The organism is Micromonospora inaquosa, assembly GCF_003857055.1.
Lineage (GTDB): Bacteria > Actinomycetota > Actinomycetes > Mycobacteriales > Micromonosporaceae > Micromonospora > Micromonospora inaquosa.
On sequence record NZ_QGSZ01000178.1, the window covers coordinates 56,186 to 73,717 of the forward strand.

A 17,532-nucleotide genomic window follows, 5' to 3' on the forward strand; every position below is an offset into this window, starting at 1 on the left:
CGAGGAGTTTCCCATGGCGTACGTGGACGCGGAGATCGCGAGCCAACCCGACTGCTGGCGGGAGGCGGCCCGGCTGGCCGAGGTCGTGCGCGGTGACCTGCCGCGTCCCGGTGAGCGGGTCGCCGTCGTCGGTTGCGGCACGTCGTGGTTCATGGCGATGGCGTACGCGGCCCGCCGCGAGCAGGCCGGCCAGGGTGAGACCGACGCGTTCCAGGCGTCCGAGTTCCCCGCCGGACGCCGCTACGACCGGTTGATCGTGATCACCCGTTCCGGCACCACCACCGAGGTGCTGGACCTGCTCGCCGCGCTGCGCGGGCACACACCCACCACAGTCATCGTCGGTGACCCGGCCTCCCCGGCTGTCGACCTGGCCACCGCCACCGTGACCATGCCCTTCGCCGACGAGCGGTCGGTGGTGCAGACCCGCTTCGCGACCACCGCGTTGGCCCTGCTCCGGGCCCAGCTCGGCGACCCGGTGACAGCGCTCGCCGCCGACGCCGAGGTGGCGGTGCGGTCCCCGCTGCCGATCGACCCGACCACCATCGAGCAGGTCACCTTCCTCGGTCGGGGTTGGACGATCGGGCTGGCCCAGGAGGCGGCGTTGAAGTGCCGCGAGGCGGCCACCTTCTGGGCCGAGGCGTACCCGGCGATGGACTACCGGCACGGACCCATCTCGGTCGCCGCGCCGGGCCGGCTGGTCTGGGCGTTCGGTGAGCTTCCCGACGGGCTGCCCGAGGATGTGGCCGCCACGGGCGCGGCCTTCGTGCACAGCCGCACGCACGGTTGGCGCACGGTGCTGGGCAGCTGGTCCGCCGGCCGTACCCCGGTCGATCCGATGGCCGATCTGATCCTGGCCCAACGCTTCGCGGTCGCGCTGGCCACCAGCCGGGGCCTCGACCCGGACGCGCCCCGACACCTGACCCGGTCTGTGGTTCTCGCGCCATGACCGACGACCGGGTGGTCGTTGCGCTGGACGTCGGCGGCACCGGCATGAAGTGCGCCCTGGTCGGACCGGACGGCGTCGTGGTCCGCACCGAACGGCACCCCACCGACGCCGCACGCGGCCCGGCCGCCGTGGTCGACACCATCCTGGACGTGGCCGCGGGGCTGGCCGACAAGGCACGCGCCGACGGGCTGAGCCCGATCGCAGTCGGCATCGCCGTGCCCGGGGTGGTGGACGAGGCGCGCGGCGTCGCGGTGTGGTCGGCGAACGTGGGCTTCCGGGACGTACCCCTGCGGGACCTGACGGTGGCGCGGCTCGGCCTGCCGACGGCGCTCGGCCACGACGTGCGGGTCGGTGGTCTCGCCGAGGCCCGGCTCGGCGCCGGACGCGGCACCGGGCACGTGCTGTTCGTGGCGATCGGCACCGGCATCGCCGCCGCGCACGTCGTCGACGGCATGGCCGCCGTCGGCGCGCACGGCGCGGCCGGCGAGATCGGCCACATCCTGGTCCGGCCCGACGGCCCGCGCTGCGGCTGCGGCCGCCCCGGCTGCCTGGAGGCGGTCGCGTCCGCCTCCGCGATCGGCCGCCGCTACGCCGAACTCACCGGCGAGACCACCGACGCTCCGGTGACGGCGGCGGAGGTCGCCGAACGGGCCGCAACCGGCGAACAGCTCGCCGGCCAGGTCTGGCGGGAGGCGATCGCCGCGCTCGCCGACGGTCTGGCCAGCGGGCAGGCGCTGTTCGACGTGGCGACGATCGTGCTCGGCGGCGGCCTGGCCCAGGCCGGGGATCGGCTGCTGACCCCGCTGCGCGCGGCACTGCACGAACGAATGACCTTCCACCGGGAGCCGCAACTGGTCGCGGCAGCCCTCGGCGACGAGGCCGGTTGCCTCGGTGCCGCCCTGCTCGCCCTGGACGCCGTGGGTGTCCGTGACCATCAGGAGAAGCGATGACCGTACGGGTGAACGGCCGAGTGGTGACCCCGACCGGAGTCATTCGACAGGGCTGCGTCGAGTGGGACGGGGATCGGATCACAGCGGTGGCCGAATATCCGTCGGTGCGCGACGGGCACTGGATCCTGCCCGGCTTCGTCGACATGCACACGCACGGCGGTGGCGGCCACACCTTCACCACCGGGGACGCCGACGAGGCCCGCGCGGCGGCCGACTTCCACCTGACCCACGGCACCACCACCCTGCTGGCCAGCCTGGTCAGCGCACCCTTTCCGCTGATGCGTACGGCCACCGAGGCGTTCGCCCCGTTGGTCGAGGAGGGCGTGTTGGCGGGGGTCCACTTCGAGGGGCCGTACCTGTCGGCCGCCCGCTGTGGTGCGCAGAACCCCGAGTACCTGCGCGACCCGTCGACCGACGAGCTGACCGAGCTGATCGAGCTGGGCCGGGGCGCGATCCGGATGGTCACCCTCGCGCCGGAACGCGACGGCGCGCTGGAGGCGATCAAGCTGCTCACCGCGCAGCGGGTGGTGGCTGCGGTGGGCCACACCGACGCCACGTACGAGCAGACCCGCGCCGCGGTCGCCGCCGGCGCCAGTGTCGGCACCCACCTGTTCAATGGGATGCGGCCGGTGCATCACCGTGAGCCGGGGCCGGTGGTGGCGCTGCTCGACGCGCCCACCGTGATCTGTGAGCTGGTCGCCGACGGGGTGCACCTGCACGACGGAATGCTGACCTTCGTCACGGCGACCGCCGGTCCGGATCGGGCCGCGCTGATCACCGATGCGATGGCCGCCGCCGGAATGCCAGACGGTGAGTACGAGCTGGGCGGTCAGGCCGTCACCGTCGCCGACGGGGTGGCCCGGCTCGCCCGCGACGGCGCGATCGCCGGCAGCACGCTGACCATGGACGCCGCGCTGCGGCACGCCGTGAACGCCGGAATCCCGATCGCCGACGCCGCCCGGATGGTGGCCACCACCCCAGCGCGGGCCATCGGCCTGGGCGACCGGGTCGGTGCCCTCCAGGTGGGCCTCCGCGCCGATCTGGTGGTGCTCGACGACGACCTCAACGTGGTGCGGGTGCTGCGCGGTGGCTCCTGGGTGGAGTGACGCCCGGAAACCAGGCGGGGTCTCAGCTCAGGCTGTCGACTTCCACGCCGAGGATGGCCTGCTCGTCGGGGCGGTGCACCAGTACGTCGGACAGGTACGACTGGACCGCGTGCCGCATCCCGACGTCCCGGCCGGCCCGCTCGGACAGCAACCACTTGTGCTCGATGATCTGCGCGAACAGTTCCTGCGGCTCCAGCTTGCGGCGCAGGTGCGCGGGGACGGCCCGGACCACCGGCTCGAAGACCTCGGTGAGCCAGCGGTGCGCGGCCTGCTGCTCGTCGACCAGGTCGCTCTCCGCCCGGTAGGCGTCCAGGTCGTTGAGCAGCTTGCGCGCCTGGTTCTCCTCGGCGTCCAGGCCGGTCAGCCGCAGCAGCCGGCGGGTGTGGTAGCCGGCGTCGACGACCTTCGGCCGGACCAGGAAACGCCCACCGTCGATGGACGACATGGCCACCTCGGCGACGTCGAAGCCCAGCTCGTTGAGGCGGCGGATCCGGCCCTCGATGTCGTGCCGGGCCTCCCGCTCGATCGCCTGCTCGTAGGTGATCTCGTGCCAGAGCCGCTCGTAGCGCTGCACGACCTCCTCGCAGACCACCTCCGGGTCGATGGACTCGTGCAGAAGGCCGGCGGCCTGCAGGTCCAGCGCCTCACCGAAGATGTTCACCCGGGCGATCTCCAGGTCCTCGCCGCGCTGACCGTTGGAGAGCGAGTTGTGCAGGGCGCCCGTCTCGGCGTCCACCAGGTAGGCGGCGAAGGCGCCCGCGTCCCGCCGGAACAGGGTGTTCGACAGCGAACAGTCACCCCAGAAGAAGCCGGTCAGGTGCATCCGCACGATCAGGGCGGCGAGCGCGTCGAGCAGCCGGCTCATCGTCTCCGGTCGAAGGGTGTGCGAGAACAGCGCCCGGTACGGCAGCGAGAACTGCAGGTGCCGCGTGATCAGCACCGATTCGAGCGGCTCCCCGTCCTCGGTCTGCCGGTCGGCGACGACCGCCACCGCCTCGACCGAGGGAAAGTCGATCCGCTCCAGGGACCGGAGCAGGTCGTACTCCCGCTCGGCGATCCGCTCGCGGGTCTCCTTGAACGCGTACACGTATTCGCCCAACCGGACGAACCGGACGATGTGCCGGGAGATGCCCTGCGGCAGCGCGACCAGGTGTTGGGCAGGCCACTCCTCCAGCGGTGTCGACCAGGGCAGGTCGAGCAGCGCCGGGTCCACGAGGGCAGACGTGATCCGCACGGGCACAAGCATGACTGGTCGCCCCCGATATCCGCTCCTGATCGTGGTTGGGCCCACAGCGCCGGACACCCCGGCGTCGCGCCGGGCCGGTAGCGTGGTCGCGTGCTCAAACCCTCAGCGGTACGACGTGACCTGCGGCTACGGCCCGTCCGCCCGGCCGGCTGGTGGTTCGACGCGCTCCTGCTGGTCGCGTTGGTCGGGTTGACGGTGGCGCTCGCCGCCGATCAGCTCTTCGGGTTGGACCGGGCGGTCGCCGACTGGGCCGACGGGCACCGACCGACTGTCGCCTACTGGGTGGCCCGGGTGTTCAACCTGCTCGGCCAGGGCACCCCACTGACCTTGATCGCCGCCGGGTTGGGCGTGCTGCTGGCCGTCCGGCTGCGGTCGGTGCGGCCGATCCTGCCGCCGGTGGTCGGGTTCGTGCTGACCTACCTGACGATCGGTCCACTCAAGGTCTGGACCGCGCGGACGGCGCCGAGTGCCAGCATCAAGGAGCCGTTCCTGCCGCCCGAGCAGACCCTGCCGCTGTTCCACGACGATCTGCCCGTCCGATTCGCCCAGTCCTACCCGTCGGGGCACGTCGCCAACGCCATCGTCTGGTACGGCGTCATCGCGCTGCTGCTCGCCCCCCTGGCCCGCAGCTTCGGCCGGCACCTACCGGCCCGGTTCGTCACCGTGATCCGCGTCGTGCCGCCGCTGGTCGTCCTCACCACCACCACCTACCTGGGCTGGCACTGGCTGACCGACTCGGTGGCCGGGCTGCTGCTGGGGCTGTTCCTGGACCGGCTGCTGCACCGGGTGCCCTGGGACGATCTGCCGCTCCCCGGCCGGCTACGCGAATGGGACCGGCCGTTCACCTCGTACCCCTAGGGTCGACTCGTGGATCAACTGGCGCGGCGGCTGGGCGTACCCGATGCGGTTGTCATCGGGTTGGGCTCGATGCTCGGTGCGGGCGTCTTCGTGGTCTTCGGCCCGGCCGCGGCGGCGGCCGGCGGTGGCGGCCTGCTGCCGGCGCTGGTGCTCGCCGGCTTTGTCGCCTTCTGCAACGCGACCAGTTCGGCGCGGCTCGCGGCCCGTTACCCGGAGTCCGGCGGCACCTACGTCTACGGGCGGGAACGCCTCGGGCCGTTCGCCGGGTTCCTGGCCGGCTGGGGGTTCGTGGTCGGCAAGACGGCGAGCTGCGCGGCGATGGCGTTGACCATCGGGGCGTACCTGTGGCCCGGCCAGGCCCGGCTGGTCGCCGCCGCCGCGGTGCTCGCGGTGACCGCCGTGAACCTGCGCGGCATCGGCAAGACGGCCACCGCCACGAAACTGCTGGTCGCGGTGGTGCTCGCGGTGCTGGCGCTGGTCGCGGTCGTCGGCATCGTGGGCGGGCCGGTGCACCTGGACCGGCTGACCGACCCCGGCGGCTCGGCGCGAGGCGTGCTCACCGCCGCCGGGCTGCTGTTCTTCGCCTTCGCCGGGTACGCGCGGATCGCCACGCTCGGCGAGGAGGTCCGCGACCCGCAGCGGACCATCCCGCGCGCGGTGCCGCTGGCGCTCGGGTTGGTGCTCGCGATCTACCTGGTGCTGGCCGTGGTCGCCCTCGGCGTGCTCGGCGCCGACCGGCTGGCCGCTTCCGCCGCGCCCCTGGTCGACGTGGTGACCGCCGCCGGGCTGCCCGGCCTGGCGTGGCTGGTCCGCGCCGGTGCCACCATCGCGGTCGTCGGGGTGCTGCTGTCCCTGGTCGCCGGGGTCGGCCGGACCACCCTCGCCATGGCCCGCCGCCGCGACCTGCCCGGCGCGCTGGCCGCCGTGCACCCGGTGCACCAGGTGCCGCACCGAGCCGAGCTGGCCGTGGCCGCCGTGGTGATCGTGGTGGTGCTGCTCGGCGACGTACGCCACGCCATCGGCTTCTCCAGCTGCACGGTGCTCGTCTATTACGCGATCACCAACGCGGCGGCGCTCACCCTGGGCCGGGACCCGGACCGGCGGTTGCCGGTCCGGTTCCTCGCCGTGCTCGGGCTGGTCGGTTGTCTGCTGCTGGCGGTCAACCTGCCGCTGGGCAGCGTTCTCGCCGGCTTCGGTGTGCTCGCCGTCGGTGCCGCCGGCTACGCCCTGCGGGCCCGCCACTGACTCTGGCGTGCGGCCGGCGTCAGCGACTCAGCCGCTGGTAGCGGCGCACCGCCAGCGGAGCGAACGTCGCGATCAGCAGCACCGGCCACAGCACCGCCAGCAGCATCGCGTGCTCCGCCGGCCAGGAGTCGCCACCCAGGCCCGGGTTGCCGAACAGTTCACGGATCGCCGCGACGGTGGCCGACAACGGATTCCACTCCGAGATCGTCCCGATGATCGACGGCATCAGCTCGGGAGACACGAAGACATTCGAGATCGCGGTGAACGGGAACGCCGCCGGAAAGACGATCACACCGACCGTCTCCGGGTTGCGGACCAGCAACGCCAGGTAGATGCCGACCCAGGTGATAGCGATCCGCAGCAGCAGGAGCAACCCGACGGCGAGCAACGCCCTGCCGACACCCTGCCGCCACTGCCAGCCGACGAGCAGCCCACAGATCAGCAGGGTGGACATCTCCAACAGGGCGCGCAGCAGGTCGGCGGTGCTGCGACCGGTCATCAGTGCGGACCGGGCCATCGGCATCGACCGGAACCGGTCGACCACGCCCCGGCTGAGGTCCTGTGCCACGCCGGTCGCGGTCGCCCCCAACCCGTACAGCATCGTCATCACGAAGACCCCCGGCAGCAGGAACTCGCGGTAGCTGCCGCCGCCGGACACCTGCATGCCGCTGCCGAACACATATCCGAAGACCAGCACGAACATGATCGGCAGCGAGAAGTAGAGGATCAGCTCCTCCGGCGCACGGACCACGTGGGTCATGTTCCGCCTGGTCATCGTCCAGCCATCGGTGATCGCCGTGCTCATGCCAAATCCGCCTTCCGGCCCGCCCCGACGGGCTCGCGGGTGTCGTCCGGTCGGTGCCCGGTCAGGTGCAGAAACGCCTCGTCCAACGTCGCGCGCCGCAGGCCGACGTCCTCGACCGCGACCCCGGCGTCGTCCAGGCCGCGTACCACGTCGACCAGGCCGGCGACGCGATCGAGCACCGGCACGCTGAGCCGTCGGACCGTCGGGTCGAGTTCGGGCTGCGCGCCGCAGATCGCCGCCACGATGCGGCCAGCGTGGGCCAGCTCGGCCGCGTCGCGGACCACCACCTCGATCCGGTCACCGCCGGTCATCGCCTTCAACTGGTCCGGTGATCCCTCGGCCACCACCCGACCGGCGTCGATCACCGAGATCCGGTCGGCGAGCTGATCTGCTTCCTCCAGGTACTGCGTGGTGAGCAGCACCGTGGTCCCGTCCGCGACGAGACCACGGACCAGATCCCACACCTGGTTGCGGCTGCGCGGGTCCAGGCCGGTCGTCGGCTCGTCCAGGAAGAGCACCCGCGGCGTACGGATCAGGCTGGCGGCCAGGTCCAGTCGCCGCCGCATCCCACCCGAGTACTCACCGGCGGACCGACCCGCCGCCTCGTCGAGCCCGAACCGTTCCAGCAGTTCAGCGGCGCGTCGGCGCGCCTCCCGTGAGCTGAGCCGGAACAACCTGCCGAACAGCTCCAGGTTCTGCCGGCCGCTGAGGATCTCGTCGACCGCGGCGTACTGCCCGGTCAACGCGATCCGGGCGCGCACCTCGTCCGGCCGGCGCAGCACGTCGTACCCGGCCACGCTGGCTCTTCCCGTGTCGAAACGCAGCAGCGTGGTGAGGATCCGTACGGCCGTCGTCTTACCCGCGCCGTTCGGGCCCAGCAGTCCGTGCACCGTGCCGGCCGGCACCGTCAGGTCGAACGTGTCGAGCGCGCGGGTCGGGCCGTACCGCTTGCCCAGCCCCTCGGCGACCACTTCGAATGTCGTCATGCCCCCACGGTGCTGTCGGGCGCTGACGGATCACGCACCGTCCACTGACGGCCGCGCACCGGCCTGCTCCGCCTCGGTGATCTCCGCAAGCGCGAGAATGATCTCCGCACGGGCGGCGTCGCCGACGTACCAGCCGGTGAGCCCACCGGCCAACGCCTCCTCGCAGAACCGTCTCGCGGCGGCCAGGTCCCCGCGCGCTCGGGCCACCTGGGCGAGACCGAGCCGGGAGCTGGCCACGAACTCGGGCGCGCCGCTGCGCTGCGCGAGGAGCAGCGCACCGGCGAAGTCGTCGTGCGCCGCCGCGAGGTCACCGGCGCGTAGCCGTATCTCACCCCGGGTACGCAACATGTCGGCCTGGTCGACGGCCGACCCGAGCGCCTCGACGAGTCCCATGGCCTCGTCCATGTGCGCGCCCGCCGTCTCCGGATCGCCCTGCCAGGCGGCCAGTTCACCGAGTGCGCCGAGGGTGATCATGGTGCCCCACCGGTCCCCGGTGCTCCGGAAACCGTCGAGCGCGGTGGCCAGCGCGGCCCTGGCCCGGTCCCACTGGGCGTTCCACATCAGCGCCGAGCCGCTGCCCATCGCGCCGAGCGCGTTGATCCACGGGTCCGGGCCGACGAGCCGTCGCAGCTCCGCCATCAGCTCGTCGACATTGCCGGCGTCGCCGGACGGCGGCCCGGTCGAAATCCCCGAGAGGTAGAGCAGAAACGGCTGCCGGGGCGGCCGGTCGAGGCTGCGGATCACGGACCGCTGCGTTCCGACAGACGGCAGATGACCGGAGCCGGCGAGCGAGGCGTTGTAGACGCACAGGGCGAACTCCTCGTTCAGCCCCGGCGGCGCTTCGGTGCCGAGCAGTTCGAGGACGTCGCCGGCCAGCCGCGCCCCCTCCCCGCGCATGCCGCGCAGCCACCAGTAGAACGACAGGGCCGCGACCATCCCCGCCGCCTCGAACACGTCACCGGCGGCGGTTGCTCGGCGCAGCGCCGCGTGCAGGTTGTCCCGCTCGGCGTCGAGCAGTCGCAACCAGTGCAGCTGCTCGGCACGCCGGAGGTGGTCGCTGGCGGTCCAGGCGAACTCCAGGAAGTACGCGGTGTGCGCGCGACGTAGTCGGTCGACCTCGCCGGCCTCGGCGAGACGCTCGGCGCAGAAGGCCCGCACGGTTTCGAGCATCCGGTATCGGCCGCCGGTCATCTCCACGAAGGACTTGTCGACCAGACCGGTGAGCGCGTCGACGAACTCGGCGGTGGGCAGGCCGCAGACCCGCCCGGCCGCCTCCAGGGTGGCCCCACCGGCGAAGACGGTCAGCCGTCGGGCCACCATCCGTTCGGCGTCGTCGAGCAGATCCCAACTCCACTCGACCACGGCCCGGAGGGTCCGGTGTCGCGGCGACACGGCCCGGCTGCCCGTCGACAGCAGCCGGAACCGGTCGTCGAGACGGGCGGCCACCTCGGCGACGGACAGCGCCCGCAGTCGCGCGGCGGCCAACTCGATCGCCAACGGCAGGCCGTCCAGGCTGCGGCAAATCCGCGCCACCAGCTCGGCGTTGGACGGGTCGACGGTGAAGTCGGGCGCCACGTCGACGGCCCGCTGGGCGAAGAGACCGATCGCCGGGTAGTTGTCCGCGTCCAGCGCCGAGGCGCCGAGCGGCGGCAGGCTGAGCCCGGACAGCGGGCACAACGCCTCACCGGCCAACCCCAGCGGCTCACGACTGGTGGCCAGGACGCGCAGCGCGGGGCACGCGCTGAGCAACCGGGCGGCCAGGCGGGCCGCGTCGACGAGAACGTGCTCGCAGTTGTCGAGCACCAGCAGCAGTTGCCGTTCGGCGAGCGCCTCGACCAGCCGATCGGTGGTCAGCCGGCCCGGCTCGGCCGGGGCACGCAGGCCCGCGTCGCGCAGACCGAGCGCGCTCAACACCGCCTGCGGTACGTCCGAACCGTCGGCCAGCCCGGCCAGTTCGACGAAACGAACCTCCCCGTCGACGTGCCCTGCCGCCTCGATCGCCAGGCGCGTCTTGCCCGCTCCCCCGGGGCCGGTGAGGGTGACGAGCCGGCGCTCGCCGAGCAGTTCGCCGACGCGTTTGAGCTCCTCCTCCCGCCCGACGAAGGTGGTGAGTTGACTCGGCAGGCCATGTTCGGCCGCCGGGCGGTCCGCACCACGCAGCACCGCCAGGTGAGTCGCGGCCAGCTCGGCCGACGGGTCGACGCCGAGCTGCTCGGCCAGCGTGTGCCGGGCGTCCTCGAACTCGGCCAGCGCCTCCGCCGGCCGGCCCAGTGCCGCCAGGGCACGCATGAGCTGGCCGCGCGGGCGCTCCCGCAGGGGATGCGCGACGACCAACTCCCGCAGCTCCGCGACCAGCGTGCCGTGTACGCCCAACGCCAGGTCCGCCTCGACCCGATCCTCGATGGCGGCCAACCGCAGCTCGTCCAGCCGGGCCGCCTGCGCGGGCGCTCCGGCGGCGCTGACGGCATCGGCCAGGGCGGGGCCACGCCACAGCTCCAGCGCCTCGCGCAACACCGCCGCCGCCCGGGGCCAGTCGCCGTTCACGAGCGCGTGACGTCCCGCCTCGGCGAGCCGTTCAAACCGGTACGCGTCGACATCGTCGGGGTCCACGGCCAGGCGATAACCGGCCGGATGAAACTCGACCGCGTCGTGCTCGGCGGGCAGGGCCTGGCGCAGCCGCGACACCTGGGACTGGAGCGCGTTGGCCGCTCCCCGGGGCGGATGCTCCCCGTACAGACCGTCGATCAGCCGCTCGGCGGAGACCACCCGACCCGCGTCGAGCAGGAGGAGCGCCAGCAGGGCGCGCAGCCGCAGACCGCCCACGGGCACCTCTCGCCCGTCGGCCAGCACCACCTGGGTCGGCCCCAGGATGCGGAAACGCATGCCATGGATTGTCGCCCACTGCTGGTCGGTTGCCGTCAGCTCACCTCACCGGCACTGTCATGTCGACGGCTCAGATCGAAGTCGTCCGCCGGGCCACCGTTGGCTGTCGAAGAAGTGCCGCCGGCGGGGGGAACGGGATGAGCCGCGCCGGGTGTCGACGTGGTGACCCCGGAGTCGGTCCGGTCCGGTGCCGAGGGGGATGCCGCCGCCGTGGCGTGCACCCCGCCGTGGACCGACCCGGCCGGCCGAGGGACCGGGACCGGGTGGGCCGGCGGGGCGCACTGCCGCGTCAGCCAGTCCAACCCGCGCCGCCGGGCGACGACTGTCAGCCGGTCACCGGCGAAGATCACTTGCCGGGGGTCGAGGTCCTTCCACCAGATGGTCTTGGCGCCGCCCGCCGGGGTGCGGGCGATCAACCGGACCTGCCCGTCCCGGTTGACCACGCCCAGCGGTCGACCGTCCAGCTCGGAGCCGGCGGCGACCGGCACCTCGGCGACCGGCAACGCGTGCCGGTCGACCGGGATGGTGCTGATCACCGCGCGTTCGGTGAGCGCCCCGATGAAGGCCGGGGCGGCCAGGTAGGAGACCGACCGGGACACCCCGAGCGCGAACGTCTCCTCCACTCGTTCGGCGAAGTCACCGTCGAAGAACCGCAGCACCACACGCAGGTCGGTACGGAGGTCGCGGGCGGCGAGCGCCGCCTCCAGGTTGGCCACGTCGTCGGTGGACGCCACCACCAGGGCCTGACAGTCGGCCACCGAGGCGGCAACCAGCGTCTCCGGCAGTGCGGCATCGCCGACGATCAGTGGCACCTCCAGTTGCCGGGCCAGGGCCGCGCCGCGCGGCTCCGGGTCCTTGTCGATCGCCACCACCTCGACGTCGTACTCGCGCAGTTGCGCCATCACCCGGGTGCCGACGTTGCCCAGGCCGATCACCACCACGTGCCCGACCCGCGCGGGTTGCAGGCGGCCGGTGTGCAGGGCCAGCCGGGCGTTGACGATGCCGTCCACCACCACTGCGGTGATCAGTGGAATCAGGGCCAATCCGGCGAGGTTGAGCACCACCTGCATGATCTGGGCGTCCGCGGCCTTGGTGGTGTCCGGGTCGGCGCCGCTGAGGGTGGTGACCAGCGTCAGGTACAGCGCCTCCAGCGGGGAGACGTCCTCGGCCCGGGAGATCAACGCCCCCAGCACCACGATCAGCGCGAGCACCGCCATCACCGCGATGCCGATCTTGCGGGTGGCGAAGCCGCGGATCGCCCCCAGCACCACCGTCACCGGCCGACGCCGCCGACGCGCGCGGACCAACCGACGGGCGGCGACCTCGGTGCCCGGTGGCTGGCCGGTCGCCTCGGCGAGCACCAGGTCGGCGCCGGCCTGCTCGGCCGGCAGCAGCTCCACCCCCTGCGCCTCGGTGAAGTGCGCCAACGCGCAGACCACGTCCTGCGGTCGGACGTCGGCCCGCCGCGCCACCCGCAACGTCTTGTCCCGATGTTGGAAGGAGCTGGGGTCGACCTCGTTGAGCGCTGCGGCCACGAAGGCCGGCGCGGCCATCTCAGCGTCCGAGAGCACCTCGACCGGGGCCTTAAGCAGCTTGCGTACGCCGTCGGCGAGGGTGCCGTTGAACATCCGCAGCACCTGGCGGACCCGCTGGTCGACAGCCTGGGCGCAGAGCGCGGCGTGCAGGTTGCCCACGTCGTCCTGGTGCAGCAGGGCCAGCCCGGTCGCGCCGGCCAGGCCGGCGGCCTCGAAGGTGGCCACGTCCAGCCGGTCCGAACGCACCACCCGAACGCCACGCAGCCCGGCCACGTCCGGCCCGTTGCTGCGGTAACGCTCCGGCACCACGATGGTCACCCGGGCCCCACCCGCCGGCAGCTCGGATTCGAGCATCGCCCGGGCCACGTAGTAGGCGAGAGCGTCCTTCCCGCAGATCACGTAGTGCGGGCGCGGATCACCGACGGACCGCAGCCGCCAGTTCCACTCGACCGCCCGTCGCGCCCGGTCCCGCCACGGCTCCGCCATGCCCGGATCGTAATCAGCACGGCCACGATGGGCGACCCCGTCCGGATCATCCCCGTGACCAGGTATGTCCGCCGCGGCGACGGGTAGAGCAGCGACATGCAGACGTTCCTCCCGTACCCGGGCTTTCTCGCCAGCGCCCGCACGCTGGACCAGAGACGGCTGGGCAAGCAGCGGGTGGAGACCATCCAGGTGCTGCGTGGGCTCACCCGACCCGGGTACGGCTGGCGCAACCACCCGGCAGTGAAGATGTGGGCCGGGTACGAGGAGGCGCTCGTCCGCTACGGACTGGACATGTGCGCGGTCTGGACCGAACCGGGACGGGCCGACACCTGCGCCACCACGATGACCGTCGACCTCACGGCCGCCTGCGGGGCCGGCGTCGTACGGACCCAGGACGAGCTGGCCCGAGCCGGTGAACTGCCCCCGTGGCTGGGCCGCGACGACCTGCACCTGAGCCACCGCTCGTCGCTGCTGCGCAAGGACCCGGCGCACTACCGCCCGCTGTTCGGCGACGACGTGCCGGAGGATCTGGAGTACGTCTGGCCCGCCTCGGACCGACCCCGTCGATGCCCGCCGACCGACCCGGGGCTGTGAACAGGCCGTTTAGCCACAGGTGGGGCAGACTGAGCCCATGGCGCTGTCGCAAGTGGTGGGTCGGCTGATCGGCGTACGGCAGCACCAGGTTGACCCGGGCGGCGGTGGCGCCGACCGGGTGCCGCGACCGACCACGGCGCTGGTGGTGGGTGGCGGCATCGCCGGCATGTCGGCGGCGGTGGTGCTGGCCGAGCGAGGTGTGGCGGTCACGGTGCTGGAGGCGGCTGCCACGCTCGGCGGTCGACTGGGCGCCTGGCCGGAGATGCTCGCCGACGGCAGCCAGCGCAACGAGCACGGTTTTCACGCCTTCTTCCGGCAGTACTACAACTGGCGGTCCATCCTCCGCCGGGTCGACAGTGACCTGGGCTTCCTCAAGGCCATCCCGGGTTACCCGATTCTCAGCGAGCAGTGGCCGACCGAGGAGTTCGGCAAGCTGCCGCCCGCGCCGCCGGCGAACCTGCTCGCGTTGCTGCTGCGCAGCCCCAGCCTGCGCCTGGCCGACCTGCGACTGATGGATCGGGACGCCGCGCTGCCGCTGCTCAGCTACGACCCGGTGCGCACCTACGCCGACCTGGACGACACCACCGCCGACGAGTTGTTGGCGTCGCTGCGGCTGCCGGACCGGGCGCGGGCGATGCTGTTCGAGGTCTTCTCGCACTCGTTCTTCAACCACGAGGCGGAGATGTCGGCCGCCGAAATGGTCGCCCAGTTCCACTTCTACCTCCTGGGCAACCCGGAGGGGTTGGCCTTCGACTGCCCCGACGAGGACTACGCCACGGCGATCTGGGAGCCGCTGACCCGGCACGTGGAGAAGCACGGCGGCCGGGTCAACACCAACTGTGCCGTCACCGGGGTGCACAGTGACGCGGAGGGCTGGCGGGTGACGACCGCCGACGGCGGCAGCCATCCGGCCGGCCACGTCGTGCTCGCCGTCGACCCGCCGGCGCTCGCCGCGCTGGTCGCGGCCTCACCGGACCTGGTCGAGCGGGCACCCGAGCTGGCGGCACGGATGCCCGCCTTCGGCACCCCCGGCCCGCCGTACGCGGTGGCGCGGTACTGGTGCGACGGGGACGTGGCCGCCGAACGGGCGGTGTTCAGCGGCGTGTCCCGCCAGCCCACTCTGGACTCGGTGACGCTCTACCACCGGCTGGAGAACGAGCCGCGGCGCTGGGCGCGGCAGACCGGCGGGTCGGTCATCGAGCTGCACGCGTACGCCTGCGAGCCGGGCGTGCCGGCCGAGGAGCTGGCCGAGCGGATGCGCCGCGAGCTGGTCGCGCTCTGGCCGGAGGCCGGCGACCTGCGGGTCCGCGAGCTGCGGGCCCGGGTCCAGGCGCAGGCGCCGGCGTTCACGCCGGGCAGCCACGCCTGGCGGCCGGGGGTACGCACCGACGCGAACGGCGTCTACCTGGCCGGCGACGGCATCGCCACGGACTTCCCCAGCGCGTTGATGGAACGCTCGGCCGCGACCGGGATCATCGCCGCGAACCACATCCTGCGCGCTGCGGGTGGCGCGGCCGAGCCGGTGCGTTCGGTCCGACCGCGTGGGCTGCTGGCCGGCAGGCTGAATCGACAAAACACCACATAAGCCACCGTACGCTGCCGTACGCTCGAATGATCAACCGTCGATCGGCCGGGCGGGAGGGCAGCGGGAGATGTCACCACTGCACCGCGCCGGCGCGGAGAACGGCTCGCCGATCGACGAGATCGGCCACGACGACGCGTACCCGCTGATCCGCGACGAGCGCGCCTGCATCGTCACCGCGCTCCGGCTCGGTTGGTGGATGGCCGACGCCTACCACCACGGGCAGCACGCCGAGCCCCGCGCCTTCGTCGAGGCCCGCCCCGCCGTACCACCGGCCAAACTCTCCAACCTCACCGAGATGTCCGCCCACCGACGGATGCGGATGTACCTCGACGGGGTGGACGTCGCCCTCGCCCAGATCGCCGACCTCACCCGGCACACCGGGCCGATGCCCGACACGTCGGCCGCCCGAACCCTGCTACCCCACCTGGGCCAGCCGGACCCCGCCGACCCGGTGCCGCTGTTGCTCGCCCTCGACGAACTCAACGTGGAGGTGCTGCGCTGGGCGATGGCCGCCAACCACCGGGTCGGGCTCGCCTACCGGCTGGGCCGATCAGTGGCCGACACCGTCCGAGCCGGCGACGTCGCGCAGTTGCTGCGGCAGTTCGGCGGACGGCAGATCCAGATCAGCCGGTGGCTGGACGAGCTGGCCAGCGTGCTGCCGCCGTACTCGGCCGCAGTGGTGCGCCGGTCGCTGGCCGCCTGGGCGAGCGCGGTCGACCGCGCCGGCCACGGGGACCCGACCGAGCCGACACCCGCCGCCCTGAGCCGGGCCCTGCGCGGCCAGGGTGACCTCTGGCGCGACGTGCTCACCGGCGGCCTGCACCCGCGCGACCTGCTCGACGAGGAGGACTACGCGGTGATCGCCAGGAATCTGATCATCCGGGACCGGCGGCTGGTGGCGCAGGCCGCCCGGGGCATCTTCTGGCCGGTGCTCGTACCCCTGCTGTTGGTGCTCTTCGCGGTCGTCGGGGTGAGTGCCGCCGCGGCCGCCGGCTCACCGACCACCCGGGCCACCGTTGCCCTGGTCGGCCTCGGCGCCGGGCTGGCCGCGATCTGGCGGTCGGTCTCCGGGCCTGCGCTGGCCGTCGCCGGTGAGGTCAACCGGCCACTGCTGGACAGCGAACTCACCACCCGGATGGCCCTGCGGCTGAACCGGCCGCTCACCACCGCGCGGGCCGCGGTGAAAGCGACCCCCCGCACCCGCCGCCAACGACGTCCCGAAGACGGCAGCCGATCGAAATACGTTGCCCGCGTCTCCCGCGTCGACCTACCGTGAGCGCGCAAGGTCAACCACCACCGCGGGAGCAGCTCATGACGATGTCGCACGTCACCACCGTGCCGTCGACGCTGCCCGGTGACGGTTACCGAGCGGAAGGTCCCCGGGCGGGCCGGCCCGACTGACGCGTACCCGTACGCGCTGAGCCGCCCCGTCCGACCGCCGGACCGGGCGGCTTCTTGCTGTCCGTTCGTCGTCAGCTCGTTCGTCATCACCTTGTTCGTCGTCAGCACGGAGGGAGATCCCGGTGGACGCCGTCCTCGTCATCAACGCCGACCTCGGCCCGCTGCACCGGGTCACCGTTCAACACGCCATCCGAATGCTCTGCCGTCAGGTGGCCGAGATCCACGAGGCCGAGCCGGACCGGGTGATCGGGGTCTTTCCGATGCCCCGGGTGGTGCGGCTGGTCCGCTTCGTGGTCACCCGGTGGAGGTTCAGCTCCGGGCCAGCCTGGTCGCGCGCCGGGGTGCTGCGCCGCGACCACCGGTGCTGCGCGTACTGCGGTGGCCCGGCCTCCACCATCGACCACATCCTTCCCCGCTCACGCGGCGGCCGGAACACCTGGCGGAACACCACCGCCGCCTGCTACGCCTGCAACCAGCGCAAGGGGGACCGGACGCCGACGGAGGCGGGCATGCCGCTGCGTCGGGAGCCGGTGAACCCGGGTTGGGCGGCGCTGGCCGGGCGGTGACGGACCGGCCGGCGGGAACGGGGGGCCGCGTCCCGGGTGACTCCCGGGCGCGGCACCCGCCGGCCCCTCATCAGAGCGCGCGTTCCTTGACCTTCGACTTCAGGCGGCCATCGGGGCACTGCACCCGCATCTCGCTGCGGTACTCCGTGGAGGTCAACTCGACCACGATCTGCTTCGCCGGGCCCGGGTCGTACGCCTCGGCCCAGAAACCGGGCGCAAGCATCACCGCGAGCACCTCGACCGACTTCCCCACGCACCGAACGGTGACTGTCCCGCCGCGCGCCTCCACGGGTACGCCGGCACCAGGGGTGGGAGTCGGCGCGGCGGGACAGTCACCGTT

The 17,532-nt window shown here is 72.8% G+C and carries 15 protein-coding genes; 9 read left to right on the top strand and 6 right to left on the bottom strand.

What is annotated here, in order from left to right; all coding sequences use genetic code 11:
- Nucleotides 1–13 precede the first annotated feature (13 nt).
- Genes DLJ59_RS10630 through nagA form a run of 3 tightly spaced genes read left to right on the top strand, consistent with a single transcriptional unit; the run spans nt 14 to nt 3,002 of the window.
- Nucleotides 14–946 carry an SIS domain-containing protein gene (locus DLJ59_RS10630; protein WP_124772337.1) on the top strand — a complete coding sequence of 311 codons (933 nt, stop codon included), beginning with the start codon at nt 14–16 and terminating at the stop codon, nt 944–946.
- Nucleotides 943–1,896 (top strand): ROK family protein, encoded by a 954-nt coding sequence (locus tag DLJ59_RS10635; RefSeq protein ID WP_124772338.1) that lies wholly within the window; start codon nt 943–945, stop codon nt 1,894–1,896. The genes DLJ59_RS10630 and DLJ59_RS10635 overlap by 4 nt, the downstream gene beginning before the upstream one ends.
- Complete coding sequence (nagA, locus tag DLJ59_RS10640; protein WP_124772339.1) at nt 1,893–3,002, top strand: N-acetylglucosamine-6-phosphate deacetylase; 1,110 nt, start codon at nt 1,893–1,895, stop codon at nt 3,000–3,002. Before DLJ59_RS10635 ends, nagA begins: the two co-directional genes overlap by 4 nt.
- Before the next feature lie 22 nt (nt 3,003–3,024).
- On the opposite strand, the gene DLJ59_RS10645 is transcribed toward nagA, so the two are convergent.
- Nucleotides 3,025–4,248, bottom strand: a complete 1,224-nt coding sequence (locus tag DLJ59_RS10645) for a DUF4032 domain-containing protein (RefSeq protein WP_124772340.1) — start codon at nt 4,246–4,248, stop codon at nt 3,025–3,027.
- A 120-nt stretch (nt 4,249–4,368) separates the two neighbouring features.
- Here DLJ59_RS10645 and DLJ59_RS10650 point away from each other — a divergent pair, with 120 nt between their 5' ends.
- A complete protein-coding gene (locus DLJ59_RS10650) occupies nt 4,369–5,106 on the top strand; it encodes a phosphatase PAP2 family protein (RefSeq protein WP_208648625.1) in 738 nt (245 codons plus the stop codon).
- Between the two features lie 9 nt (nt 5,107–5,115).
- Complete coding sequence (locus DLJ59_RS10655) at nt 5,116–6,351, top strand: APC family permease (protein WP_124772342.1); 1,236 nt, start codon at nt 5,116–5,118, stop codon at nt 6,349–6,351.
- Between the two features lie 19 nt (nt 6,352–6,370).
- Here the strand turns inward: DLJ59_RS10655 and DLJ59_RS10660 are convergent, their stop codons facing one another.
- Genes DLJ59_RS10660 through DLJ59_RS10675 form a run of 4 tightly spaced genes read right to left on the bottom strand, consistent with a single transcriptional unit; the run spans nt 6,371 to nt 13,046 of the window.
- Nucleotides 6,371–7,156, bottom strand: coding sequence for an ABC transporter permease (locus tag DLJ59_RS10660; RefSeq protein ID WP_124772343.1), 786 nt, complete (start codon nt 7,154–7,156; stop codon nt 6,371–6,373).
- Nucleotides 7,153–8,142 (bottom strand): ATP-binding cassette domain-containing protein, encoded by a 990-nt coding sequence (locus DLJ59_RS10665; RefSeq protein ID WP_124772344.1) that lies wholly within the window; start codon nt 8,140–8,142, stop codon nt 7,153–7,155. The genes DLJ59_RS10660 and DLJ59_RS10665 overlap by 4 nt, the downstream gene beginning before the upstream one ends.
- A gap of 30 nt (nt 8,143–8,172) precedes the next feature.
- Nucleotides 8,173–11,025: an AfsR/SARP family transcriptional regulator gene (locus DLJ59_RS10670; RefSeq protein WP_124772345.1), complete on the bottom strand. Its 2,853-nt coding sequence runs from the start codon at nt 11,023–11,025 to the stop codon at nt 8,173–8,175.
- Between the two features lie 35 nt (nt 11,026–11,060).
- Nucleotides 11,061–13,046 carry a potassium channel family protein gene (locus DLJ59_RS10675; protein WP_244235949.1) on the bottom strand — a complete coding sequence of 662 codons (1,986 nt, stop codon included), beginning with the start codon at nt 13,044–13,046 and terminating at the stop codon, nt 11,061–11,063.
- Nucleotides 13,047–13,142: 96 nt separating this feature from the next.
- On the opposite strand from DLJ59_RS10675, the gene DLJ59_RS10680 reads away from it, so the two are divergent.
- The 4 genes from DLJ59_RS10680 (at nt 13,143) to DLJ59_RS10695 (ending at nt 17,192) form a co-directional block, all read left to right on the top strand.
- Nucleotides 13,143–13,640: an MSMEG_6728 family protein gene (locus DLJ59_RS10680; protein WP_124772346.1), complete on the top strand. Its 498-nt coding sequence runs from the start codon at nt 13,143–13,145 to the stop codon at nt 13,638–13,640.
- A 37-nt stretch (nt 13,641–13,677) separates the two neighbouring features.
- Nucleotides 13,678–15,225, top strand: a complete 1,548-nt coding sequence (locus DLJ59_RS10685) for an FAD-dependent oxidoreductase (RefSeq protein ID WP_124772347.1) — start codon at nt 13,678–13,680, stop codon at nt 15,223–15,225.
- 67 nt (nt 15,226–15,292) lie between these two features.
- Complete coding sequence (locus DLJ59_RS10690) at nt 15,293–16,501, top strand: hypothetical protein (protein ID WP_208648622.1); 1,209 nt, start codon at nt 15,293–15,295, stop codon at nt 16,499–16,501.
- Between the two features lie 247 nt (nt 16,502–16,748).
- Complete coding sequence (locus DLJ59_RS10695) at nt 16,749–17,192, top strand: HNH endonuclease (RefSeq protein ID WP_124772348.1); 444 nt, start codon at nt 16,749–16,751, stop codon at nt 17,190–17,192.
- Between the two features lie 70 nt (nt 17,193–17,262).
- On the opposite strand, the gene DLJ59_RS10700 is transcribed toward DLJ59_RS10695, so the two are convergent.
- Nucleotides 17,263–17,532: hypothetical protein (locus DLJ59_RS10700; RefSeq protein WP_208648623.1), on the bottom strand; the 270-nt coding region annotated here is incomplete at its 5' end.